Below are 24457 nucleotides of genomic sequence, written 5' to 3' on the forward strand. Positions count from 1 at the left end.
TTAATGCAATTTTGTTTTTATAGTGTTAATGATAAATGTTTCGAATTCGGCTCTTCCTTTTTCAACAAAAGAAGAATCTTCATTTCCATATTTATTGTCCAACAATTTTTCAAAAGCTTTTGTGACAATTTCTATTTCTAATTTTTTTGAAGATATTATTTCTTGAATTTCAGGAGTTTTTAAAATTTCCCCAAATTCTTCTCTTAAATTATCATTTAAACTTTTCATAAAATCAATTTATAAATTATATTTTTCCTCCTCAATGTTCGCTAAATCATATATATCGATACCAAAACTATAACATAAGTCTTCTAATTCTTTCAAACATTCAAGTTTATTTTCTGCAAGGACTGCGAAATTTACCAATCTTTTTAATTCACTTACTAGAATATTTTTTTCTAATTTTATTTGATTTGAATCAGTTGTTGTAATGTCAAGGATTGGTTTTACAATCATATCATAAATATATGCATACTCTTTTTTACCATGAAATCTCAAAACTCTACCTCTTCTTTGAATGTATTGTCTAGGGTTACCAGTGCTTGAACAAAAAATAGCGAATTGAGTTTGAGGAATATCAACTCCTTCATCTAAACACTTCATTGCCAATAATGCATCCAAATCACCTTTACTAAATTGATTCAGAATTTCGTCTCTATGTTTTGTTTCACCTGTGAACTTTTTTAATTTAAATTTATATTTATCATACAACAAGTTTGTATATAAATTAATTATCGAATCATCATCTTCATCATCGCGATCTAAATCATTTTCATCATAATTTGTTTCGTAACCTTCCGGAACATAAATAAAAGCATATTTAAATTTGTCTTTACCTATGTCATCAATTATATTAACTAAACACTTTGATTTTTTTCTTGCTTTATGGATGATGTTCTTTCTGTTAATTAATAGACTATTTACGTATGGATCATCTTTATATTTACCTGTCTTAGGATCTAAAAATTTATTAAGTTTATTGGTAATTTCTCTATATTCATTTAATTCATCAGTTTCTAAATCTACAATTATTGGATAATAATAGTATTTGCATAATACTTTATCATCAATTGCCTTTCTCATGTTGTAATTAAAAGTGTATAATGGTGGATATGAATTAAAAAAGCTACATAATTCTAATTCCCCTATTTCATCATATTGTCTTTCAGGAGTTGCCGATAATCCAATTCTTTTTTCAATACCAAGTGGCAAAACTTTTAATAAATTTTTTGAACCTAATGTATGAGCCTCATCAGCAATGATTGTAATATTTTTAAATTCATTTTTAAATAAATCATTAAAAATGTTTTGAAATCTTTGACCTCTAAAAGTTGCATAGGTTAATAAAATACAAAAATTAACATCATTACCAAGCCTTATATTTCTGCCATAATTTCTAACAGACTCTTCCCAATTATTATTTAAACTAGAACAAATTGTTACTTCTTCAAATTTAAATTTCTGAGTTATTTCCTTTTCCCATTGAGTAGCCAATGAAATAGTAGGCACTAAAACAATAAACTTATAAAACTTATTTATTTTATAATCTTCTACAATACAATTTAACGATGTTATTGTTTTACCAGTTCCTGTTGCCATTGCAAATAGTCCTTTCCTATCATTGTCAACCCAGTTTTGATAAGCTTTTATTTGGTATTCACGAGGTCCACCATCAAATGGAAATTTAGGAGAATTATCAATTTTTTCATATTCTGACATTTGCTCCATTGCCATATTGATTGATTTTTTCACTTTTATATTGTCAAAAATGCTTTCTCTCTTACTGAGCAGATAATCTTCTTTACTTAATAATTCTTTTAAGCTTTTGTTCCCAAATTCTTCAATTATAGTAGACTTTACATCCTCAATATTAAGATAATCCACATTTTCAGATTTTCCAGAAAAAATCCTTTCAAAATATTTAATCTGTTTATTGACTGACCTTTGTGAACTATCGTCTTCCCAAGATAATCTACATTCTAATTCTTCGAGATTTTCAACAAAACCATAATAGGTAAAATTACAAGATGATTTGTAACTAACCGAATTTTCGCCATCGCTAAAAACACCTGATTTATAATGTGAAATTCCTTTTCCGTCTTTTGGTTTAATGATTTTTATTTCAATTCTATCATTTGCAATTAACCAAGCAAAACACTCGAAGAAATGCTTACCATATTCGTCTAATGAAGCCTTTAATTCCCTAACATTATTAAAATTATAAATGGTTGAAATTCCATCTTTATTTTGCCCTTTTTCAATTGCCTTTTTATCTTCGTCTGACAATACATTGTTAATTACTGCTCTCATTTTACCACCAGAATGTATAAAGTTTGCAAAACCTAATGATAGTACATTAAGAGCTGAAGAACTAAAATACCCTAATAATAAATCAAATGAATTGCTATTGCATAAAGCATCTATATAAAACTGTAATGGCTCATCTTCACTTCCAGTCTTATAATCTCTATCTTCAGCCCAATTAACATTCTTTAACATACTATATATTTTTTATTTCGGCCTTTAAAATCGTTATTAAATCATTTATTTTGGATTCATTTATCTCTTTGTATATTGAAATTCTAATTGTCTGATTACACTCAACATCACTAAATCCCATTGCTTTTAATACATGAGAACTTTCAATTATTTCAGAAGTGCATGCAGAACCATTACTCAATGCAGAACCTGTTTCCATTGCTATAAATATATCAGAATTTAAATCCGGAATCATAACATCAACTATGTTATAAACTTTATTTTTTTCATTTCCAATTATCACAACACCTTTTAATTTTTTTAATTCTTGAATTAAATAACTATTCAGTTTAATTATATAATCTTCAACATCATCCAATTCCTGTAAAGCAATTTCACATGCTTTTCCCAAGCCAACAATCAAAGGTGTATTATAAGTTCCTGCTCTCAAACCATTTTCTTGACTACCACCATGAATAAGAGGAGTTAATTCTATATTCCTTTTTTTGAATAATATACCAACACCTTTAGGTGCATTTAATTTATGGCCACTGAAGCAAAGCATATCTATATTATCTTTTTCGACATCAACCCAAATTTTACCGACAGCTTGTGTTGCATCTGAAAAAAATATTATTTCACTTTCTTTAGCTATTAATCCAATTTCATTAATTGGTTGTATCACTCCAGTTTCATTATTAACGAACATTATACAAATTAAAATCGTATCTTTTCTGATAGCTTTCTTTAAATCATCAATAGAAATTAATCCATTATTATCAACATCCAAATAGGTTACTTCAACCCCTTTAGTCTCTAAATATTCACAAGTTGAAAGCACCGCTTTGTGTTCAGTTTTGACAGTAATGATATGATTTCCTTTATCATAATTGGCTTCAAAAAAACCTTTTAAAGCTAAATTAATTGATTCAGTAGCACCTGATGTAAAAATAATTTCATTTTCATTAGCATTTATTAATTCCGAAACTTGTTTTCTAGCTAATTCAATAGCTTTCTTTGCGGTTTTACCGAAAATATGATTACTTGATGCATTACCATAAATTTCATTGAAATAGGGCAACATTGCTTCAAGAACTCTTGAGTCAACTTTAGTTGTACTAGCTGTATCGAAATAGTTAATTGACATTAAAATTGTTTAAAATACAATATTACAAAAAAGGTGTCTATATAAAATTGCGGAAAGCCGTAAAATGAAGAAAAAGACTGCAATTCAGAGTAAAAAACAGTATAACTATCAAAGGGTGTAGGGTGTAAGGAAAAAAGAGCTAAAACATTTTTTTATTTTTGTGATTTTAAAAAATGGATTTATATAGATTTTTGAATGCAAACTGCTCCAAACCATTTACTATTATGCATTCTTTTGTTCTGATGTTGCCCGAAAATTAGAAAAGTGAAAAAATAAAAAATGTTTGTGTGGAAATTTGGTTACACCCCATACACCCTTTTTTGAGTTGGGAGTTTTGAGTTGGGAGTTGGGAGAAAAAAAAGTGGAAACTTTCGATTTCCACTTGTATAATTTTGCTTCTTATTGTTCTGTTTTTCGGTTGGTTATGTCCACGTCTTCGTATGTGAATTCTGTGAGGGCATAGACCGGACTTCCTTTTCTCATCAATCGGGTGAAATTGTGTTTTTTTAATGCTTTTCCGATTTTATTAATGGTTCCGTCATTAATTGTGATTTTTGCTCTTTCCGCTAATTTGGCTGCTATTTGTGAGGCATTCAGAAAGAGGGTGGCTGTTTGTCTGTCGCACGGTTCAAACCAGGTGAGCAATAGTTCTTCTTCCGGGCTTCGAAGTTGATATTGTTCATTGTTTTCAGTGATGTTTTTGATTTCCTCTTGATCGAACCAATGTCTGAATCCACTTTTAAACAGATACAAAGCTTGGGAAAAAACATTGTCAATATCTACCTCATGTTGGTACTGGATTCCTTCCAGTTCAAAACAAAGAAAACGTCTGCTTCCTGTACTATCGTTTAAGAACTGAGCGGTGTTGACACTTCCGGCAAAAGATGCACGTCTTGGCATTGTTTCGTTGTTATGACCGTAAGCCTTTCTCATTCTGATTTGCGTTTTTGTGATGATTTCTTTTAAGCTTCCGATTTCGGAACGGTTTAGGTTTTCGAGCTCGTCCAAGTTGATTAACATACATTCTGAAAGTTGTACCAATGTGTCTTTGTTGTTCGGGTTGATGGTACCCGAAAACAAATACTCTTTTAATTGTTTGGGTACGAGTTTCTCTACCCAAGTTGTTTTGCCTAATCCTTGTTTGCCACTAAAGACAATAACCGTGTGATTGATTACTTTATCATCTAATACACAACCGACCATTGCTACAATCCATTTTTTGAAACATTGCTGCCACAATTCTTGTTTTGTTGTGGTTATGGTGTTGGCTAAATCGTTGATATAATCAGCCCCACCCCAACCCTCCCCAAAAGGGAGGGAGCTATCCGGTTCATATTTAGGTAAGTTATAGAAGTAATCTTCGAACGGATTGAATAACGGACAGAAATCAGAATACAGTAAGTTTCGCAATGACGAAAGGTTTGTTTTGATTCTTCCTTTTAGACATTCGCGAAGCATGGAGTTTTCAATAAAGTCATTCATTACATTCCATTTCTTTTTCCCGAAATATTGGAACTCTAACTTACCGGAAACGATGTTGTGACGAAATACATAGCGGGTGGATAGAAACAGCTCTAAGCGGTCTATTTGGGTTGGTTTTGGTTGGTCTTCGTCGTCTTCATAAGCATCGTTTGTAGTGGGTTGTGGGTTGTCCGTTTTCAGTTTCTTTGGTTTGAGTTCTGCCATCCCGGCTTTTGGCCATCCCTCCAGTGGTTGGGAATTCTTCGCAAATTCGTGGATGTTGCCGTAGGCACTGTTTACAGTTTGTGTTACTTCTTTTTCATCATACCCAAAATCGGTTAGAATATAAACCAATGCTTCTTGTAATGAAACCCCTTTTCGGTTTAGGTTACACGCTAATTGATGCACGAACACGTTGCGACTACCATTCACAAATTGCACTTTTTTTTCGGTGAAATTTACGCAGTGGTTGTAGATGGCATCGGAATTAGTCGCAGTCACAGTCGCAGTTGGCGGTGGAGATGCTGAAACAAGTTCAGCATGACAGGGTTTATTGGGATTAGTAGCAAAGACAGTTGCGTTTTCGTTGAGATATAGGTTTTCGTCCGCTGAATAGAAACATAGTCTGGTTAGGTCCTTTCCGGACTTGTCGATTTCCAGTTTTAGGAGGTTTTCATAGTACGCCTGTACTTTTAGAAACGTTTCTTTGTGTTCTGCTTTTGGTGTGTCAATTTTTACCAAAATTTTTAATCCGTTTCCTGAAGGACTTACAAAACTAGCCATAGTGAACTCCGATTGATTGGCGAGGTGTTTTGCATTTTGCAAATCGGCTGCACTTAATTTGTCGATGTCCAGGATCATTACATTCGAATATTCCACTAGGAATTCTAATTTTCTACCACCTTCAAACTTACCTGAAGGAGTAAATGCCGGTAATGATTTTTTGGCTTTTTCATAGGCTTCCATCTTTTTCTCTGAAAGTGATTTTCGGAGGTATGTGATGGCATGCTTGTATTTGCCAGTTTTGATTTCTTCTAAAATGGCCGAAATTGTTTTGTGTTCGACCACTTCGTTGAAGTTTTTGAATATTGTTACCATATTTATAGTGTTCAGTGATCAGTTTTTAGTGTTCAGTTTTGATTCGTCTAAAAGTTTGCATTCGCAAGCTTCACAGGTTCCGTTGCAGCTTTTCATAAGCTTATCTTTTGAAAGCTTTGTTATAGTTTTCTTGCATCAATTTCTCTACATCCGAGAGTTTGTAGTAGATTTTGTTTCCCACTTGACTGAATGAAATTTTACCTTCATCTCTCCAGGTTTGAGCTGTTCTTTTGGAGATTTTGAGTAATAAGAGGAATTCTTGATTGTCTAAAAAGGTTTCCTTTTTTGGACCTACCTTTGAGTTGAGTTGTTGGGTGATGTTCTCTAAACGCGTTACGATTTCAGTGTACTGCTCCTTTGTTAAAATTATTGCTTCCATTTTTTAAATGATTTAAAAGTTATGGTGCAAATGTTGGACGAGAAAAAAGTCCAAAAGTCCCAAAATAGTCCCGAGGGACTATTTTGTATTAGAGCATTTTGTCGATGTCTATTCTTTTGTGAGGTTTCGGACGTTTGTCGGTACGCGAAGGTTTGAGTATTGTTTCGACTGTTTGGGGACTTATTTCATTCCCCTCTTTATCGACAAATGAATTGACAATGATTGCCACCAGATCATTCATGGAACCATCAATAAATGGTTTCCCCTCGCAGAATAACTCCCGGTGTAGTTGGTAGAAAATATCCACAAACTGATTCACATTGCAATTGAATTTTACTTTATTGAATGGTATTTGGTTGGTGTTGCTTTCTTTTTTGTTGAGTTCCAACGCTGCTTGCAGTTTTTGCAAGGCATATATATGCTCTATCTCTTTGCAGCATTGCTCATCATACAACGGTGTTTTTTGATTGATGAATTCGATATTGGCTTGTTGGTACTCGAATTTTTCTTTGGTCAACAACAGTATTTTTTCGTTGTCATTTTCCAAATTTTCCAACTGCCTTTTGATTTCGTAAAACGAGAAATACCGGTCTTCACTCTCGGCATTTATATACTTTTTCGGTGTTTTACTAATCGGTTCTTTTACGCTCGTAGATTGCAGCTCAATTCGTTTTCTATCAATTAAAGTATACAATTTATTGTATCTGCTTAGGGCTGTTTTGGAACTAAAAAAGGTTTCGTTGTTGGCTAATAACTTTTCCAGTTTGTTAATCCAGGTCAACGGATTTTTAACCTGGTTGCATTGGTAATTTATGAATGCAGGAAATTGCGACTGGCGAAGTGTGAGTATCTTTTCAATTAAAGCATTGCAATATTTTTGCAACGTGAATTCTTCTTCGATAATAATATCAAATAGGGGGTTTTGAGCCTGTGCTGTCGGCACCGCTACATGCTCCGGGAACGGAGCCGTTTTTATATTTTCTACCTGTGAATTCAATTGTAGTATTTACTTTTTTTATGTTCATTTTTTAGGAAATTGTAATTTAAAGTCGCTTGAAATATGTCGTTCTATTCCGGTATTTGATATGGCGAATAGCATTCAACTTTTTTTCGATTTGTTTGCTCCGAAAATTACTTGTTTTCTATTTCGTAAAATTAGAAAATAAAAAAAATCCTTGTTAAAGGATTTTTGTTTAATTTATTAACAATCGTTGAATGTCAATAAAGTGGGTGCTTGCCGGTTATTTTAAAAGATATAGTTATCAACTGCTTTGTCTAATTCTTCACCAATAATCTTCGCATAAACCTGCGTTGTACTGATGTCTCGGTGGTCCATTAATTTTGAAACGTGCTCAATTCTCATTCCATTATTTAACGCGTTCGTTGCAAAAGTATGGCGACTCAAATGAAAAGATAACGGAAATGAAAGTTTCATTTTTTCTCCCATTTTTTTCAAATGCCAGTTCGCTAATTTATTATATTTTGCGGTAAGAAAATAACGCATCGTATCATTTTTTTCATAGCCGGTTATATCTTCAATCACAGGGAAGATGTAATCCTCATTTTTGGCTCCTTCTTTCATGTATTTCTCCAAGATCTCGATGGCCACTTTTCCAATTTTAAACTGGTGCGTTCTTCCGGTCTTTCTGATTAGTTTACTTATTTTATGCTCTTCTTTGTTATAGTGTTTGTATTGCATTTCAATCACATCACTAAAACGCAACCCACCGGCATAGATGGAGAAGAGGAATAAATCTCTCCACATTGCTGCTTTCTTGCCTTCGGGGAGATCCAAATCTACTAAACCTACAATCTTGTCTTTATTTAAAAATAATCGCTTTGCGTTATCGATTTTGAGTGTAAGCTTTTTGAATGGAAACATGGTTTCGGGAATAACGTCTTCTTTTATCGCCTGGTTGAAGATGGTTCCCAACACAATAATCGAAAGCCGTTGTGTTGTTAGTCCGTTTTTCAAATTAATGCTTAGGTGGTTTTTGTAATCGTTCAAAAGCGTCACGGAGAAGTCATCAAAGTAAACGTCTCTGGTTCCCATGTACTTTTCAAATTTTACTATTGCTGCATAGTAGGCTTTGTATGTGGAATAGGATACTGTACTTTTAATTGTCTCCATCCGTTTGTAGGCATAGTCGAAAAAGTTCGGCACTTCTTTTCCCTTGATAGCCTCTTTGAGCTTTTTGATGGAAACCGTTTTTACCTTTCTTTCTAAATCTGCCACCTGTGCTTCGGCATCAGCAATCTTCTGAGCCAAGGAAGCATTCATCCGGGCACTGTTTGGATGGTTCTTTTTTACTTTCTGCTTTAATTCATCCCATTCGCTCTCTTTGAGCTTGACGCCCGCAGTGATAAATTTCGTTTTTCTGTCTTTTATAATTCGGATGTACAAAGGACAGTGGCCGGTGGTGTCTAATTGGTGTTTTCGGAGTATAAGTTTAATAGATGCCATAAGATTTGCAAATTAGGATTGTTGTACTATATTTGTAAAGTGATGCAATAGGGTGAAAGTACTGAAAATACAGGTGTTTCAAACTGGTGCAACATGGTACTAAGGTACAACATGAGGTACAACAAAACAAGTATTTGACTGCTTTTTATTGCTTTATTATGAACTTCCGAAAATCACAAAGTCAATAAATATAGGGGTTTAGGTGCAAATGGGACGGTTGGGGAAAAAGTTGGGGATAACTAGTATATAGGCGAAACAAAACTTGTATATACACCCAAATATGGGTAGTTTGGCGAAGGTTTGTTTCGCATTATTGATTTTCAAATATATTAAATTTTTCTTACAAATTAGTATTCAACTTTTATATTCAATATTATTTATAACGGATTTTAAACTTTAATAAAACACTTTTCAAAAACTTTGTTCTGGAAAAAACTCGTGGTTAAATAGCCCCGATGGGAGCGTGTATCCCACGCTTTTTTGGCGTGGATACTGCGGACAGCGGGACAACTCGTCTTGATAAATTATATATGTTCTGCTCCTAAAAAACAAAACGCAAAAAAAAACACCAGTCTTGCGACTGATGTTCTAGGATTATTTATAGAATTATTGATGTAGTTAGATGGTATTCATTTTTAGGTTGCTTACTTTTTGCCTATTATTTTTTTGAACAGGTTTACAAGTACCAACACTATTCCACCAAAAACTAAACCTATTACTAACTCAGTTATTATAGAAGGTATTTGCGGTAGTATATCGTGTAGAAACGGAATTTCATGTACAAATATTCCGCCAGCCACTAGTAATAAAGCGATTGTTCCTATTACGGATAAACTTTTGATGACCTTTGGCAAGGCTTGTACCAGAATGTTCCCTACTGTTTTTGAGAAACTTTTTTCTTTAGAACTCAAATTCATCAATCGTAAACCTACCTCGTCCATGCGGACAATAAGTGCTACTATACCGTAAACGCCCACAGTTGCTATGATTGCTATGATGGAAACTACCATTATTTGGGATGAAATGGGTTTTCCTATTACTGTTCCTAGTGCAATAATCACGATTTCTACGGAAAGAATAAAATCAGTTACAATGGCTGATTTTATTTTTTCTTTTTCAAAGGCTAAAATTTGTTCTTCGGTTAGCGGTTCTAATGAAATTTCGTTTCTGGAATGCTCGTGAGGAAAGAAGTATTCGTATATTTTTTCGGCACCTTCGTAGGCTAAATACAGTCCACCTAAGACTAAGATTATGATAACTGCTAGTGGTAAAAACGCACTCAGCAAAAAGGCTACAGGCAAAATGATGACTTTGTTGATAAAGGAACCTTTAGCAATGGCCCATAATACGGGAAGTTCTCTTGAGGAGATAAATCCGGAAGCTTTCTCCGCATTTACGGCTAAATCGTCGCCTAATATACCCGCTGTTTTTTTTGCTGCCACTTTGCTCATTACCGCAACATCATCCATAATTGCTGCGATATCATCTAATAATGCGAAAAATCCTGATGCCATTTTGATTGTTTTAGAAACTGCATTGATTTTGGTATTTGCTTTGCCAAAATTTAAACTACGTGTTTTGATTGTTTGTGCCTGCGAAGCTAAAACTTTTTCTATTTACTCTATTTATAAAATGGGTGAATTTTTAGTTAATATTCAACCAAAATCTTTCTGTAGTAACGATACTGTTTTTATTTACTTTTGAAATAAAAAAATTATGGGCTTCAAACATGTATTTAAAGCTAAATTAGATTGGTTTTTTTCTAAAAAGGAAGTGCCGACGTACACTAAAAGTCATACCATAGCGATTGATGGCAGGGCTGTTCTACATGTTTCGGCGGCTAAAGCTTTCAAAGGAGATCCCGCTTTGTACAATCCTGAAGACTTGTTATTGAGCAGTGTGGTTTCCTGTCACATGATGTCTTACTTATATGTTTGCAGCCAAAATGGTATCGACGTGGTTTCTTATACAGACGAAGCAGAAGCAACTCTTGAGGTTTTGGAAGATGGAAGCGGTCGTTTTATTGCGATTAAACTGAATCCTAATGTTTGTATCAGCAACAAAGAAAAAATAGAGGAGGCACTTAGCTTGCATAAAAAAGCAAACCAACTCTGTTTTATAGCGAATTCTTGTAATTTTCCAATTCTGCATTTTCCAACTTGTGAAATTAAAAATACCAATTAAATCTACCGGTTTACCCCATAAAAACAGAATAGCATAAAAAAACACCAGCCTTAGGACTGATGTTTTCATAATTTTAAATGTTTCTAGATTCTTAAGAAACTAACTCGGTTTGATTTCTAAAAACTAGTTTCCCATCAAAAGCATCTATCAAAACGATGCTATCTGTTGTAATTTTTCCAGAGAGAATTTCTTTGGATAATTCATTGAGCACAACTCTTTGAATCACTCTTTTAACTGGTCTGGCTCCAAATTGCGGATCATATCCTTTGTCAGCTAAATAGGCAATAGCTTCTGGGGTTGCGTCCATTGTGATGCCTTGTAACGCTAACATTTTAGTCACACTTTTTAATTGTAATCCTACAATTTGAGCAATGTTTTCAGTAGTCAGAGGCGTAAACATCACGATTTCGTCGATACGGTTTATGAATTCAGGACGCACCGTTTGTTTCAATAATGCTAGCACTTCGATTTTTGCAACTTCGGTGGCGGCTTCCACACTTCCTTTCAAATTATCAAATTTATCCTGAATAATTTGGCTTCCCATATTCGAAGTCATGATGATAATTGTGTTTTTAAAATCAGCTAAACGTCCTTTGTTATCTGTCAAACGTCCTTCATCAAGAACTTGCAACAAGATATTGAAGGTATCTGGATGCGCTTTTTCAATCTCATCCAGTAAGATTACAGAATACGGTTTTCTACGAACGGCTTCGGTCAATTGTCCGCCTTCATCGTAACCTACATATCCTGGAGGCGCACCTACTAAACGGCTTACGCTGTGGCGTTCCTGGTATTCGCTCATATCGATACGCGTCATTGCATTTTCATCATCAAACAGGTATTCGGCTAATGCTTTTGCTAATTCTGTTTTTCCAACTCCTGTTGTCCCAAGGAAAAGAAAGGTTCCCACTGGTTTTTTCATATCCTGTAATCCCGCACGGCTTCTGCGCACGGCATCACTTACGGCTTGTATGGCTTCTTCTTGTCCTACGACTCTGTGATGCAATTCATCTTCCAGTTTTAGTAGTTTTTCTCGTTCGCCCTGAAGCATTTTCATCACTGGAATTCCAGTCCATTTGGCTACAACCTCTGCAATATCTTCGCGAGTAACTTCTTCTTTTATCAACGAAGTTCCCGATTGGTTTTCTTGTAATTCCTTGAGTAATATGGTTAAACGTTCTTGGGCTTCTTTGATTTTACCGTAACGAATTTCGGCTACTTTTCCATAATCGCCATCACGCTCTGCACGTTCTGCTTCGTATTTAAAATCTTCGATCTCCGTTTTTACGGCTTGAATATTGTCTACAACATCTTTTTCTGATTTCCATTTGGCGTAGATTTCATTGCGGTCTTCTTTGAGGTTTGCCAAATCCAAACCTAAAATTTTGAGTTTGCTTTCGTCTTTTTCTCTTTTAATGGCCTCAATTTCAATTTCTAATTGCATTATTTTTCGGTCCAAAACATCCAGTTCTTCGGGTTTCGAATTGATTTCCATACGCAGTTTTGAAGCGGCTTCGTCCATTAAATCAATCGCTTTATCTGGAAGAAAACGGTTTGTAATATAGCGTTGCGATAATTCAACAGCTGCAATAATAGCGTCGTCTTTGATTTGGACTTTATGATGCGTTTCGTATTTTTCCTTGATACCACGTAAAATCGAAATGGCACTTTCGGTATCCGGTTCTTCAATCATTATTTTTTGGAAACGTCTTTCTAGTGCTTTGTCTTTTTCAAAGTATTTTTGATATTCGTCTAATGTGGTTGCCCCAATAGCACGAAGTTCTCCACGAGCTAAGGCTGGTTTTAAGATGTTTGCCGCATCCATAGCGCCTTCGCCACCGCCAGCACCAACAAGGGTATGGATTTCGTCAATGAATAAAACAATATCACCTTCGGCAGAAGTCACTTCTTTTACTACGGATTTTAATCGTTCTTCAAATTCTCCTTTGTATTTAGCGCCGGCAATCAGCGCTCCCATATCAAGAGAATATACGATTTTGTCTTTCAAATTATCAGGTACATCTCCATCTACGATTCGATGTGCTAAACCTTCAGCAATGGCGGTTTTTCCCACACCAGGTTCTCCCACTAGCATTGGGTTATTTTTAGTGCGACGCGTTAGAATTTGCAATACTCTTCGAATTTCCTCATCACGACCAATAACGGGATCCAGTTTTCCAGATCTTGCCAGTTCGTTAAGATTTTTGGCGTATTTATTTAATGAATTGTAGGTTTCTTCGGCAGATGCCGAAGTGACTCTTTCTCCTTTTCGCAATTCTTCTATGGCGGCTTTCAAGCCTTTTCCGGTTACGCCTTGGTCTTTTAATATTTGTGCTACCTTAGTTTTTGAATCAAAAATCGCCAAAATCAAATGCTCCACAGAAACGAATTCGTCATTCATTTTTTTAGCGATAATTTCCGCTTCGTTAAGCATTGTGTTTGCGGTTCTGGAAAGCATAATTTCGCCTCCGGACACTTTCGGAAAACTTTGAATGGTGCTGTCTAAAATTTGAAGAAATAGTGGAACATTCACGTTTAATTTTTTCAAAATAAAAGGGGCCACATTTTCATCAACTTCAAAAATAGCTTTAAAAATGTGTTCGTTTTCTATTTGTTGCTGCCCGTGACTTTGCGCCAATTGTTGCGAAAGCTGTATGGCTTCCTGCGATTTGATAGTGAATTTATTTATGTTCATGATGTTATATTGTTTTGTGGTTATTTGACTAACTTTGCGAATCAATATTCAATTTACATTCCAATACAATAATACCGACAAATTGACAGAAATTTCATGATTTTTATCATATTTTAAAGTCAAAATGTCTTAAAACAAGACAATTATGAGTTTTTTTAAAAATATGTTCAACGGTTCAGAAGAAAAAGAGTCAAACGAAAACAAGATCAACTGGAATGAATTAACTGATTTAGGGCAATTGGATGAAATTATAGCTGCATCGAATGAAAAACCGGTAGCAATTTTTAAACACAGTACCCGATGCAGTGTTAGTAGAATGGCGCTGAAACAGTTTGAAAATCAGTTTAATAGCTCAGATAAAGTTACGCCTTATTTTTTAGATTTAATAGCTTATCGCGATATTTCTAATGAAATTGCAACTCGTTTTGGAGTGTATCATCAATCACCACAATTGATTTTAATTAAAGAAGGTAAAGCTATTTATAACGTTTCGCACAGCGATATTGATGCGGAAGAATTGGGGACAAAATTGTAGATTTATCGTCGAATTTTTCTAAAACTCACCTCCTGAGCCTCCACCACTAAATCCTCCATCACCAAATTTCATTGGAGACTCTACCGTGGTTTCGGGTTGTAATCCCAATTGTGTCGCCATAAGTATTTCGGCTGTGCCAAGTAGATTTCCTTGCGAGAAACGATCCGGTTGAAAAGTAACACCGTTGGCATTGTTTTTAATCTTTTTTATGACAAAAAAAGAAATAGTAAATAATATCAAACCACCAATGGTTAAGGCTAATTCAATAGCTAGAACGGAATAATAAAATAGCACGGTGTATATTGAGAAAAAAAGAGCTAGGATACCTATCCAAAGCATAAAGCGATCTTTTTTGTATAAAGACAAAACTACATATCCTACTGGAACGATGAACATAAATCCATAAAAGAAAAAGGCAAATGGAATATCGTTATTTGCAGTAACAATTACACCCATTAATTCACTTGAAAGTTCTCTAACCACCATATAATTTCCTGATACGTAAAATAAAATCAGTGCAAAAGCTTGGGTAAAAATAAGGCCGTTGTAATAAAAAGGAAGTGTTAATTTTGTTAGTAATTTTTTGCTGCCAAAATAGATAGCAATTGCAAAAAACATCATTGTAAAAGGCAGTATCGTTTTTGCGAAAGCGCTTAATTCAAACATTGTAAAAATCACTGAACACGTGATTGATATACAAAACAAGACAGCCATTGATAGCTGTACATACCTCAGATAACAAAGCAAGGAAGATATTGAGAGTATTAGGGAAATGGTAAGTTCGTTTCCGTCTGTTGAAATGCCTATTGCTATTGCTAAGCACAATTGAGAACCCAGCAAGAAAGCATCGTCAAGGCCGTAACAGTAATATTTTAGATGGGTTAAAAATTCAGTACCAATGAAACCAATAAAAGCAAAAAGATACACTAGAAATTGATAATTTTCACTAATAGCATCTATGCTGATTAAAGTAAGAAAGCCACAAATGGACGAATATAAAAAGCTTCCTAAAAGCAAAAATCCAATTCGTATCAAGATGTTTTTCTGAGTTTTAAGAACAGTTAAATTTTTATCAATTAGGCGAAACTGACTTTCATTAATAAATCTTGCTTTTTTTAAAGAGCGTCCTTCTGCAACTAAGAACTCTTGCTGCAATTCAGTTTTATTATATTGAATCATGATTAGTTTTTTTATTGAATTGTTTAACAAGTCGAATGAAGTAAATAATAGAACCAATAAAGTAAAAGGGAACTAAAAAAAAGAGGGGAATAAATAATTCACTATTAATATTGCTGAATTCTAATAATTTAAACAAGAATATATTTAGACCGATATAGGCGTAAATTAGGGTAAACACAAACAAAGAAACCGATTTAATGAGGTAACTGGTACGGTAAAAATAATAGCAGGAACCAGCCAAAAGCAGTATAAAAATGCCCCAATAGCTATCTGATAAATTATTGATACAAGCAATGCTTATAATATGCAAAGCAAAAGTGAGAAATACTAGATTAAAGTGTTTTTTTAAGTCATTTTTTTCACTGTAAATAGTCCAAATTACTAGTGAAATACCTAATGAAATTGCTGAATAGCTCAGGGTATTGTTATCGTTAAATTCATTTTGAAGTAAAGACTGTGGAGAAACGGATAAACCAATGTATGCCGCTAAACCCGTGATTGCGATAGATAAGATACTTTTATTGTCAAAATAATAGGCACAAAAGAAAGCTATTGCAGTGGGAATAACAGTGGCTAAGCCGTAATGTGTGCCAAAAATTGCATATTGAAATTGTAGATAGCCAACAAAAATGCAGCTTAATAATACTGCCGCTAAAATGAGGTAATCAAAAATAGGATTTTCAAATTGAGTTTGCTGTTTTTTAAATCCGATGGAGTTTTTAAAGCAGAAGTAAAAACAAATAACAATAACCAATAATAAAAAAGCCAAAATGGCGATATGTCCAATACTATCTATGTTTTGGTAAATCAAAATCCCTATACCGGTAGTAAATAGTATTACAGAGGCGTACAAAAATAATTTAAGCTCAGTATGTAATGAAAAAAGATTTAAATTTCGATAGGCCTTTACTTGCTCAAATTGGTCGATGGTTATTAATTCTTTTTCTAAAAGGCTTTCAGTTGCCTCTTCTTTAAATTTACTTATACTCATATCAAATTGAAATTTAAACTCAAATATAAGTTTAAACTGTTAATTTATTGTCAAAAATGTCATTTTTTAGGTTGAAATTTATTCAAATAAAAAATCCATTCTCTTAAATAAGAATGGATTTTTAAAAATAGATGTGATTGTTTTTTACTTTTATTTAATGGTAAGCCTTCATCATTTTTTCTTTTATTTCGGATAAACACAAATTATTAATACTTCCTTCGTGCGTGTGCTTCGTTTCTTTTGGAGATTGAAAAGTCCCATTTTCCAGTTGTTCTGCAACCGCTTTGTAAGCATCTCTAAAAGGCATCCCTGCAACAACCATTTCGTTTAAAGTATCAACAGTAAAAAGATAATCGTATTTTTTATCGGCTAAAATATTGTCTTTTACTTTGATGTCTTTTATAGCGAAAATCGCAATATCCAAACAGGCTTGCAGGTTTTGAATCGCTGGAAATAATCCTTCTTTCAGCAATTGTAAATCCCTGTGATAGCCACTCGGAAGGTTATTGGTAATTAAAGTAATTTCATAAGGTAACGCTTGAATTTTGTTGCATTTTCCGCGAATTAATTCAAAAACGTCTGGGTTTTTCTTGTGTGGCATGATGCTCGAACCCGTGGTGAGATGCGAAGGCAAAGTGATGAAATCAAAATTCTGACTCATATACAAACAAACATCCATCGAGAACTTAGCCAAAGTTGCAGCAACGCTACTCATAGCAAAAGCGACTGATTTTTCTGATTTTCCACGACTCATTTGAGCGGCAACCGAATTGAATTTTAAAGTTTCAAAACCTAATTCCTGTGTGGTGAATGTCCTGTTGATAGGAAATGAACTTCCGTAACCTGCGGCTGAGCCTAATGGGTTTTGGTCTACAATTTTTAAAGCAGCATTCAACATCGTTATATCATCAATCAAAGTTTCAGCGTAAGCGGAAAACCACATTCCGAAAGATGAAGGCATAGCAATTTGTAGGTGCGTGTATCCTGGCAACAACACATTCTGGTGCTTTTCTGCTGATTCCATCAGTAAATCAAAAAGGCTTTTTACTTGCTCTTTTAGTTCTTTAACGACATCTTTCAAGTATAAATTAACATCTACTAAAACTTGGTCGTTACGAGAACGGGCGGTATGAATTTTTTTTCCAGCGTCTCCCAATTTTACGGTCAGTAAATATTCGATTTTGGAATGTACGTCTTCAAAACTGTCTTCGATTTCGAAATTACCGTTTTCAGCATCTTTTATTATTTCTTCCAAAGCCAAAACCAAAGAAACGGTTTCGGAGTCTGTTAAAAGACCGATTTGACCCAGCATTTTTGCATGTGCAATAGAACCTAATGCATCATATTTGGCGAGAACTAAATCGAGTTCTCTGTCGTTTCCAACGGTGAAATGTTCGATTTGCTTATCGGTTGGTATTCCTTTTTCCCAAAGTTTCATAGGTGTATTTTTTTGTTGTAGGGACAAGTCGCGACTTGTCTCTACATATTATTGTTTGAAAAAATCAGTTAGTATTTTAATATACAATTGAATTCCTTCTTCTATTTCGTTAATAAATATAAATTCGTCTGCCGAGTGTGACCTCAGGGTTTCGCCAGGTCCTAATTTCAAGGATTGACAACTCAAAACCGATTGATCCGAAAGGGTAGGAGAGCCGTACGTGGTTCTTCCCAACGCAATTCCGGCTTGTACTAATCCGTGAGCAACAGGAATTGATGATGCGTTTAAATGCATGGAACGCGGATTGACTTCAACAGTCAAATGTTGTCTTACTGTATCTAAAATTTCTTGATTACTGTAACAATCATTCACCCTGATATCGACAACCAAATGACATTCTGCAGGAACTACGTTGTGTTGTTTTCCGGCTGTGACTTGTGTTACGGTCATTTTTACGGGACCTAAAACCTCCGATATTTTTTCGAATTGATAACTGTTAAACCATTCGATAACGGGAATCGCATTGTAAATAGGATTATCCGGATTGTTATGGGCGGCGTGGCTTGCAGTACCTTTAACGATTACATCAAGTACCAATAAACCTTTTTCGGCTACAGCCAATTGCATTAATGTTGGTTCTCCCACAATGGCACATTCTAGTTCCGGTAAATGTTTCAAAACGCTGTTTAATCCATTTTTTCCGCTGCTTTCTTCTTCGGCTGAAGCGACCATCACAATATTGTAAGGAAGATTTTCATTCGAATAAAAATGTACAAAAGTGGCTAAAAGCGAAACCAGACAACCTCCCGCATCATTGCTTCCCAGTCCAAATAGCTTACCGTCTTTTACGATGGCTTCAAAAGGATTGTTGGTATAGCCTTGGTTCGGTTTTACGGTATCGTGGTGCGAATTCAGTAAAAGCGTTAGTTTGGACTTATCAAAATGTTTATTGAACGCCCAAATATTATTATTCTCTCTTTCGAAAGGGATGTTATTTTGTGTAAACCAATTTTCGATTAAAAGAGCTGTTTGGTCTTCTTCACTTGAAAAGGAAGGCGTTTCAATCAGCGATTTTAAAAGCGCAATGGCTTCTTGTGTAAGGATTTCTATACTCTTCATAGTGTAATTGTCGTGTACAATGCGGTCTTGTGTTGCAACATGCGGTGATGACCAATTTTTATTTTTTGAACTCCTTTGGATAAGCTGTTGAAACAGTTGTCTAATTTAGGAATCATGCCCGAATGTATCGCTTTTTCGGCTTTTAATTGGGAATATAATTCTTGATTGATGTTCTCAATTACTGAAGAATCGTCCTCGGCATCATATAAAACGCCTGGTTTTTCGAAACAATAGTTCAAAGTAACATCAAACACTTCCGACAAAGCAATGGCTAATTCACTGGCAATAGTATCCGCATTTGTGTTTAATAATTGTCCTTTTCCATCGTGTGTTATGGCACAAAATACGGGAACTATTCCATTTGAAAGCAATGTTTCTAATAATTGTGTATTCACTTTTTTAACATCGCCCACAAAACCATAATTGATTGTTGGGTGGTTTCTTTTGTCGGATTGAATTAAATTTCCATCAGCTCCTGAAAACCCCATTGCATTGGTATTGTTAGCTTGTAATTGAGCAACAATATTTTTATTGATTTGACCTGCATAAATCATCACAACTACATCAAGCATAGCGGCATCGGTGATGCGTCTTCCATCAATCATTTGAGGCACTAAACCTATGCTTTCGGCCATTTTGGTAGCTGATTTTCCGCCGCCATGAACAAGTATTTTATACCCTTCAATCTTAGAAAAATCAGATAAAAACTGTTCTAATTCCGTTGGATTATCAATAATGTTTCCACCAATTTTTACGATTGAAAGTGATTTTAAGTTTTGGATTTTGGGTTTTGGACTCATTATTCCTATTTTAAAAGTCTATTTTCTGTGTTCTAAAATCTTCTGTAACACTAACTGAGCGGCATAAGTTCTATTGTTGGCTTGTTCAATAACAATTGAATTTTCGCTGTCAATCACTTCATCCGTGACAATTACGTTACGTCTTACCGGTAAACAGTGCATGAATTTAGCATTGTTCGTTAGTTTCATTTTATCGGCAGTTACAGTCCAATTTGGGTCGGAATTTGTAATCTGACCATACTCGTTAAAATTACTCCAGTTTTTAGCATAGATAAAATCGGCATTTTCAAAAGCTTTGTTTTGGTCGTATTCAATCTTGGAATCTTTAGTGATTTCAGGATTCAACTCGTAGCCTTCAGGATGTGTAATAACAAAGTCAGCATCTTGTAACTGCATCATTTGCACAAAAGAATTGGCAACCGCTTGAGGTAACGCTTTAGGGTGTGGTGCCCAAGTCAAAACTACTTTTGGACGGTGTTTTGTTTTGTGTTCTGCCATAGTGATGGCATCGGCAAGAGATTGGAGTGGGTGTCCTGTGGCACTTTCCATATTTACAATTGGTACTGTTGCGTATTTTAAAAAGCCCATAAGAACGGTTTCTGCATTGTCTTTTTCCTTGTCTACCAATCCTGCAAATGCTCTAATAGCAACAATATCGCAATATTGAGAAACTACCGCAGCGGCTTCTTTGATATGCTCGGAAGCACCAGATTTCATGATGGCACCATCTTCAAATTCGAGTGTCCAACCTTCGCTGGTAAAATTCATTACCATAACGTTCATCCCTAAATTTAAGGCTGCTTTTTGAGTACTCAAACGCGTTCTCAAACTAGAATTAAAAAACAACATTCCTAAGGTTTTGTTTTTACCTAATTTTTTGTTTTTAAGTGGTTTTTTCTTGATTTTTAGCGCTTGTTTCACCCATTTATCGAGTGAGTCTATGTTTTGTATGGAGATGTAGTTCATTTTAATTATGAATTATGAATTATGAATTATGAATTGTCCAAAAATCTAACAATCTAAAAATCCAATATTCGAATTAAATTATTTTTGTAAAAGGTATTTCGTTTTTTAAAGCTTTCAAAATAAAATTGTCTTCTAATCCATTGACAATCCATGTTTCTATGCTGGCAGCGTTAGCAATTGCTGAAGCTTCTATTTTAGATTGCATTCCGCCGGTTCCGTGAGAGGATTTTGAATCTCCAATCTCTTTTTCCAATACTTTTAAATCAGTTACCAAAGAAATCGTTTCAGGAACGGCATCATGGATGGATGATTTAGTGTAAATCCCGTTTGTATTGGTAGCGATGATCAGAATGTCAACATCTAATAAAACAGCCGTTAAAGCAGCTAATTTATCGTTATCACCAAACCGAATCTCATCCGTAGCCACCGTATCATTTTCATTGATAATCGGGATGTAATTATTTTTGACCAACACATTTATGGTGTTTACAATATTTACCTTAGATTGCTCTTTTTCGAAATCAGAATAAGAAAGTAAACATTGTGAAATCAGCAATCCTAAATCGCTGAAGTTTTCATGATAAATCCTCATCAAATGCGGCTGACCAATAGAAGCTAATGCTTGTTTTACAAAAACATCTTTGTCTTGATTTTCCAGCTTAACAAATTGTTTGGCTGCGGCAATAGCACCCGAACTTACAATGATAAACTCGTAATCGTCTTGTAAAGAGGCTATTTGCATCCCGATATCTTCAATCTTTCCTCTCGAAATGTGATTGGTTTCTTTGGTTAAGGTGTTGCTTCCTAACTTTAATAAAATTCTTTTTTTAGTCATTTTTTTTAACCGCAAAGTGCGCAAAGTTAATTTTTAAACTAAACGTTGATAAACGTAAAGTTCGCAAAGTGTTGTGTTAATATTCTGAATTCTTACTTTTTCAATCTTTCGACTTTATGACTTTCGACTTTAAGACTGTCATCTCGTTTGTCCATTCCCGTAAATATACCACTTATTGGTAACTAAATGTTGCAAACCAATTGGTCCACGTTGGTGTAATTTGTCAGTGCTTATCGCCAATTCTCCACCTAAACCAAATTGTCCTCCATCAGTAAATCGGGTAGAAGCGTTTTGATAAACGGCTGCCGTATCCACATTTTCCATGAATTCCTGAGCAATTGCATCATTTTTTGTGATTATCGAAGCCGAATGTCCTCCACAATATTTATTTATTTTGTCAATCGCTTCTTGATCTGAATTGGTTGTTCCAATGACAATTTTATAATCTAAAAACTCTTCGTACCAAATTAAATCCGATTCAATCTGAGGAACGTTTGTTGCTCTTGAAATACTTTCATCTCCCAAAACAGTTACGTTTCTTTGTTGTAACTCGGTAATTATTTTATTTGCAAAAGCTTCCCAATTGTCAAGATTCGTATCAATTAAAACTTTATCTAAAGCATTGCAAACTGATATATTTGAGGTCTTTCCGTTAATAATAACAGCAAGTGCTTGATCTAAATCAGCTTCTGCGTTTACATAAACAAAATTATTTCCTCGACCACTTATTATCACTGGACACGTAGCGTGTTTTTTTACAAATTCAATCAGTTTTTCACCGCCGCGAGGAACGATTAAATCTACTTTTTGTGTTGGTTTTTCCAAAAATGCCTCAGTTTCTTCTCGATTGTAATTCAAATATTCTACCCATTCTGTCGCAATATTGTTTTCTTGTAAAGCCTGATGCCACAATTCGACAATTTTTAAGTTGGATAGTAAAGATTCTTTTCCGCCTTTCAAAAGTATTTTATTACCAGATTTAAAAGCAATTCCGCCAGCTTCAACAGTAACATCGGGTCTGGATTCATAAATAATCATTATCGTTCCAAAAGCCGCTGTTTTATTAATGATTTTCATTCCGTTTTCATGGTCGAAATTAAAACGCTCTACACCAATAGGATCTTCTTGACTGGCTAGTTGTTGCATGGATAAAATCATCCCGTCAATTTTTGCATCATCAACTAATAAGCGTTTTTCCATAGCCAAGTCATCTCCAGAATAATTATTAATATCCTGTTGGTTTACGGTTTTAAGGTTGGCTCTTTCTTCTTCAAGAAGTTCGGCCATACGGTTTAAAACTGCGTTACGCTTTTCTATTTGTAATAAGTGGTTCATTGCTTTGGTTTACTATTTTAGAAGGAAAATCTAAACATATAAGTCATGTAAGTTTTTAGTTCTTGATTAATTTTTATCTATTAAAAATATACTTTTAAAAGAATATATAAGTACTGTTGATTCATTTTATATTAAACTTAAATGACTTATATGTTTAAAAAAAAATCATTTCAATTCTGCTAATGCTTCTTTTAAAGCTATAATAAAGGTGTTGATTTCTTTTTTGCTGATTGTCAATGGCGGAAGAATTCTTAATAAGTTTTTATTATTAGCATTTCCTGTAAAAATATGCTTATCGATAATCATTTTTTTACGAAGTGTGCTTACATCAAAATCAAATTCTACACCGAGCATTAATCCTCTTCCTTTGACTTGGATCACTTCAGGAACTTGTTTGATTGCTTCTAAAAAATAGGCGTAAACGTCATTTACGTTATCCATTAATTTTTCGCTTTCAATCACATCCAAAACTGCTATTCCGGCAGCACAAGCCAAATGATTTCCTCCAAAAGTAGTTCCCAACAATCCGTAACTCGCTGTGAATTTTGGAGAAATCAAGATTCCGCCAATAGGAAATCCGTTACCCATTCCTTTAGCCAAACAAATAATATCTGCCTTGATGTTATGATGTTGGTGTGCAAAAAACTTTCCGCTTCTTCCGTATCCGGATTGCACTTCGTCCAAAATCAAAACGACATCGTAAGCCTCGCATAGTTTTTCTAATGCCTGAAAAAATTCAGTTGTTCCTTGGTCTAAACCACCAACTCCTTGAATTCCTTCAATGATAACAGAAGAAATATCTCCTTTTTTTAATTCGTTTTCTACCAACTCGATGTTATTCAATGGTAAAAAAGTAACGATTTGCTGTGCATTGATTGGCGCAACAATTTTTTTGTTATCTGTCACCGCAACTGCCGCCGAGGTTCTTCCGTGAAAGGAATTGTCAAAAGCAATAACACGCGATTTATTGTTATGAAAAGAGGCTAATTTCAACGCGTTTTCATTGGCTTCAGCTCCAGAACTACACAAGAACAAGGTATAGTCTTCCAATCCTGAAAGTTTTCCTAATTTTTCGGCTAATTCTACTTGCAATGGATTCTGAATTGCATTCGAATAAAAACCAATGTTATCCAATTGATTTTTTAATTTGGCTACATAATTCGGCTGCGTGTGTCCAATGGAAATTACTCCATGACCACCATATAAATCTAAATATTCCACTCCTTTTTCATCTGTAATAGTACAATCTAGTGCTTTTACAGGAGTGATGTTGTATAATGGGTAAACGTCAAATAAGTTCATTTCTTTTTTTTGTTAAATGGTTTAAGGTTTCAAGTTTCAAGTTACGTGCGC

The 24457-nt window shown here is 34.5% G+C and carries 20 protein-coding genes; 2 read left to right on the plus strand and 18 right to left on the minus strand.

The window, feature by feature from the left end; all coding sequences use genetic code 11:
• The 8 genes from DFR66_RS06580 to DFR66_RS06615 form a co-directional block, all read right to left on the minus strand.
• Complete coding sequence (locus tag DFR66_RS06580; RefSeq protein WP_114754043.1) at nt 1-228, minus strand: hypothetical protein; 228 nt, start codon at nt 226-228, stop codon at nt 1-3.
• A 9-nt stretch (nt 229-237) separates the two neighbouring features.
• Nucleotides 238-2499, minus strand: a complete 2262-nt coding sequence (locus DFR66_RS06585; protein WP_114754044.1) for a DEAD/DEAH box helicase family protein — start codon at nt 2497-2499, stop codon at nt 238-240.
• A 1-nt stretch (nt 2500) separates the two neighbouring features.
• Nucleotides 2501-3625, minus strand: coding sequence for a cysteine desulfurase family protein (locus DFR66_RS06590; RefSeq protein ID WP_114754045.1), 1125 nt, complete (start codon nt 3623-3625; stop codon nt 2501-2503).
• A 399-nt stretch (nt 3626-4024) separates the two neighbouring features.
• Nucleotides 4025-6184 carry a VapE domain-containing protein gene (locus tag DFR66_RS06595; RefSeq protein WP_114754046.1) on the minus strand — a complete coding sequence of 720 codons (2160 nt, stop codon included), beginning with the start codon at nt 6182-6184 and terminating at the stop codon, nt 4025-4027.
• Nucleotides 6185-6284: 100 nt separating this feature from the next.
• Complete coding sequence (locus DFR66_RS06600) at nt 6285-6563, minus strand: helix-turn-helix domain-containing protein (protein WP_114754047.1); 279 nt, start codon at nt 6561-6563, stop codon at nt 6285-6287.
• An 88-nt stretch (nt 6564-6651) separates the two neighbouring features.
• Nucleotides 6652-7560, minus strand: coding sequence for a hypothetical protein (locus DFR66_RS13875; protein WP_167400492.1), 909 nt, complete (start codon nt 7558-7560; stop codon nt 6652-6654).
• A gap of 249 nt (nt 7561-7809) precedes the next feature.
• Entirely contained in the window at nt 7810-9027 is a 1218-nt protein-coding gene (locus DFR66_RS06610; RefSeq protein ID WP_114754048.1) for a site-specific integrase, read from the minus strand.
• A 644-nt stretch (nt 9028-9671) separates the two neighbouring features.
• Nucleotides 9672-10541: a DUF808 domain-containing protein gene (locus tag DFR66_RS06615; RefSeq protein WP_114754049.1), complete on the minus strand. Its 870-nt coding sequence runs from the start codon at nt 10539-10541 to the stop codon at nt 9672-9674.
• 202 nt (nt 10542-10743) lie between these two features.
• Between DFR66_RS06615 and DFR66_RS06625 the strand changes: the two genes are divergently transcribed.
• Entirely contained in the window at nt 10744-11211 is a 468-nt protein-coding gene (locus DFR66_RS06625; RefSeq protein ID WP_114754051.1) for an OsmC family protein, read from the plus strand.
• A gap of 91 nt (nt 11212-11302) precedes the next feature.
• On the opposite strand, the gene clpB is transcribed toward DFR66_RS06625, so the two are convergent.
• Nucleotides 11303-13906, minus strand: a complete 2604-nt coding sequence (gene clpB / locus DFR66_RS06630) for an ATP-dependent chaperone ClpB (RefSeq protein WP_114754082.1) — start codon at nt 13904-13906, stop codon at nt 11303-11305.
• Nucleotides 13907-14051: 145 nt separating this feature from the next.
• Between clpB and ytxJ the strand changes: the two genes are divergently transcribed.
• Nucleotides 14052-14441, plus strand: coding sequence for a bacillithiol system redox-active protein YtxJ (gene ytxJ / locus DFR66_RS06635; protein WP_114754052.1), 390 nt, complete (start codon nt 14052-14054; stop codon nt 14439-14441).
• 18 nt (nt 14442-14459) lie between these two features.
• Here ytxJ and DFR66_RS06640 read toward each other — a convergent pair whose 3' ends face one another.
• The 9 genes from DFR66_RS06640 to DFR66_RS06680 all read right to left on the minus strand — a co-directional run bounded on the left by DFR66_RS06640 (nt 14460) and on the right by DFR66_RS06680 (nt 24406).
• Nucleotides 14460-15620 (minus strand): hypothetical protein, encoded by a 1161-nt coding sequence (locus tag DFR66_RS06640; RefSeq protein WP_114754083.1) that lies wholly within the window; start codon nt 15618-15620, stop codon nt 14460-14462.
• Nucleotides 15607-16611 carry a DUF2157 domain-containing protein gene (locus DFR66_RS06645; protein ID WP_242008641.1) on the minus strand — a complete coding sequence of 335 codons (1005 nt, stop codon included), beginning with the start codon at nt 16609-16611 and terminating at the stop codon, nt 15607-15609. The genes DFR66_RS06640 and DFR66_RS06645 overlap by 14 nt, the downstream gene beginning before the upstream one ends.
• A 154-nt stretch (nt 16612-16765) precedes the next feature.
• Nucleotides 16766-18049, minus strand: a complete 1284-nt coding sequence (gene argH, locus DFR66_RS06650; RefSeq protein WP_114754053.1) for an argininosuccinate lyase — start codon at nt 18047-18049, stop codon at nt 16766-16768.
• Between the two features lie 48 nt (nt 18050-18097).
• Nucleotides 18098-19168 carry a M20 family metallo-hydrolase gene (locus DFR66_RS06655; RefSeq protein WP_114754054.1) on the minus strand — a complete coding sequence of 357 codons (1071 nt, stop codon included), beginning with the start codon at nt 19166-19168 and terminating at the stop codon, nt 18098-18100.
• On the minus strand, nt 19165-19968 hold the full coding sequence (gene argB / locus DFR66_RS06660) for an acetylglutamate kinase (protein WP_114754055.1): 804 nt from the start codon (nt 19966-19968) through the stop codon (nt 19165-19167). The genes DFR66_RS06655 and argB overlap by 4 nt, the downstream gene beginning before the upstream one ends.
• Before the next feature lie 18 nt (nt 19969-19986).
• Nucleotides 19987-20934 carry an N-acetylornithine carbamoyltransferase gene (locus tag DFR66_RS06665; protein WP_114754056.1) on the minus strand — a complete coding sequence of 316 codons (948 nt, stop codon included), beginning with the start codon at nt 20932-20934 and terminating at the stop codon, nt 19987-19989.
• A 73-nt stretch (nt 20935-21007) separates the two neighbouring features.
• Nucleotides 21008-21769, minus strand: coding sequence for a glutamate 5-kinase (gene proB / locus DFR66_RS06670; RefSeq protein WP_114754057.1), 762 nt, complete (start codon nt 21767-21769; stop codon nt 21008-21010).
• Nucleotides 21770-21907: 138 nt separating this feature from the next.
• The gene (locus DFR66_RS06675) at nt 21908-23104 is read right to left on the minus strand and encodes a glutamate-5-semialdehyde dehydrogenase (RefSeq protein ID WP_114754058.1); all 1197 of its coding nucleotides are present in this window, start codon (nt 23102-23104) and stop codon (nt 21908-21910) included.
• A 165-nt stretch (nt 23105-23269) separates the two neighbouring features.
• Nucleotides 23270-24406, minus strand: a complete 1137-nt coding sequence (locus tag DFR66_RS06680) for an aspartate aminotransferase family protein (protein WP_114754059.1) — start codon at nt 24404-24406, stop codon at nt 23270-23272.
• Nucleotides 24407-24457: the final 51 nt, after the last annotated feature.

This window comes from Flavobacterium glaciei, from assembly GCF_003350545.1.
GTDB lineage: Bacteria > Bacteroidota > Bacteroidia > Flavobacteriales > Flavobacteriaceae > Flavobacterium > Flavobacterium glaciei.

Coding starts and splice junctions, on each gene's coding strand:
- DFR66_RS06655 (WP_114754054.1), bottom strand. CDS start 19,168: ATGAAGAGTATAGAAATCCTTACACAAGAAGCCATTGCGCTTTTAAAA.
- DFR66_RS06645 (WP_242008641.1), bottom strand. CDS start 16,611: ATGAGTATAAGTAAATTTAAAGAAGAGGCAACTGAAAGCCTTTTAGAA.
- DFR66_RS06625 (WP_114754051.1), top strand. CDS start 10,744: ATGGGCTTCAAACATGTATTTAAAGCTAAATTAGATTGGTTTTTTTCT.
- proB (WP_114754057.1), bottom strand. CDS start 21,769: ATGACTAAAAAAAGAATTTTATTAAAGTTAGGAAGCAACACCTTAACC.
- DFR66_RS06680 (WP_114754059.1), bottom strand. CDS start 24,406: ATGAACTTATTTGACGTTTACCCATTATACAACATCACTCCTGTAAAA.
- DFR66_RS06615 (WP_114754049.1), bottom strand. CDS start 10,541: ATGGCATCAGGATTTTTCGCATTATTAGATGATATCGCAGCAATTATG.
- clpB (WP_114754082.1), bottom strand. CDS start 13,906: ATGAACATAAATAAATTCACTATCAAATCGCAGGAAGCCATACAGCTT.
- argH (WP_114754053.1), bottom strand. CDS start 18,049: ATGAAACTTTGGGAAAAAGGAATACCAACCGATAAGCAAATCGAACAT.
- DFR66_RS06585 (WP_114754044.1), bottom strand. CDS start 2,499: ATGTTAAAGAATGTTAATTGGGCTGAAGATAGAGATTATAAGACTGGA.
- DFR66_RS06580 (WP_114754043.1), bottom strand. CDS start 228: ATGAAAAGTTTAAATGATAATTTAAGAGAAGAATTTGGGGAAATTTTA.
- DFR66_RS06600 (WP_114754047.1), bottom strand. CDS start 6,563: ATGGAAGCAATAATTTTAACAAAGGAGCAGTACACTGAAATCGTAACG.
- ytxJ (WP_114754052.1), top strand. CDS start 14,052: ATGAGTTTTTTTAAAAATATGTTCAACGGTTCAGAAGAAAAAGAGTCA.
- DFR66_RS06610 (WP_114754048.1), bottom strand. CDS start 9,027: ATGGCATCTATTAAACTTATACTCCGAAAACACCAATTAGACACCACC.
- DFR66_RS06640 (WP_114754083.1), bottom strand. CDS start 15,620: ATGATTCAATATAATAAAACTGAATTGCAGCAAGAGTTCTTAGTTGCA.
- DFR66_RS06675 (WP_114754058.1), bottom strand. CDS start 23,104: ATGAACCACTTATTACAAATAGAAAAGCGTAACGCAGTTTTAAACCGT.
- argB (WP_114754055.1), bottom strand. CDS start 19,968: ATGAGTCCAAAACCCAAAATCCAAAACTTAAAATCACTTTCAATCGTA.
- DFR66_RS06665 (WP_114754056.1), bottom strand. CDS start 20,934: ATGAACTACATCTCCATACAAAACATAGACTCACTCGATAAATGGGTG.
- DFR66_RS06595 (WP_114754046.1), bottom strand. CDS start 6,184: ATGGTAACAATATTCAAAAACTTCAACGAAGTGGTCGAACACAAAACA.
- DFR66_RS06590 (WP_114754045.1), bottom strand. CDS start 3,625: ATGTCAATTAACTATTTCGATACAGCTAGTACAACTAAAGTTGACTCA.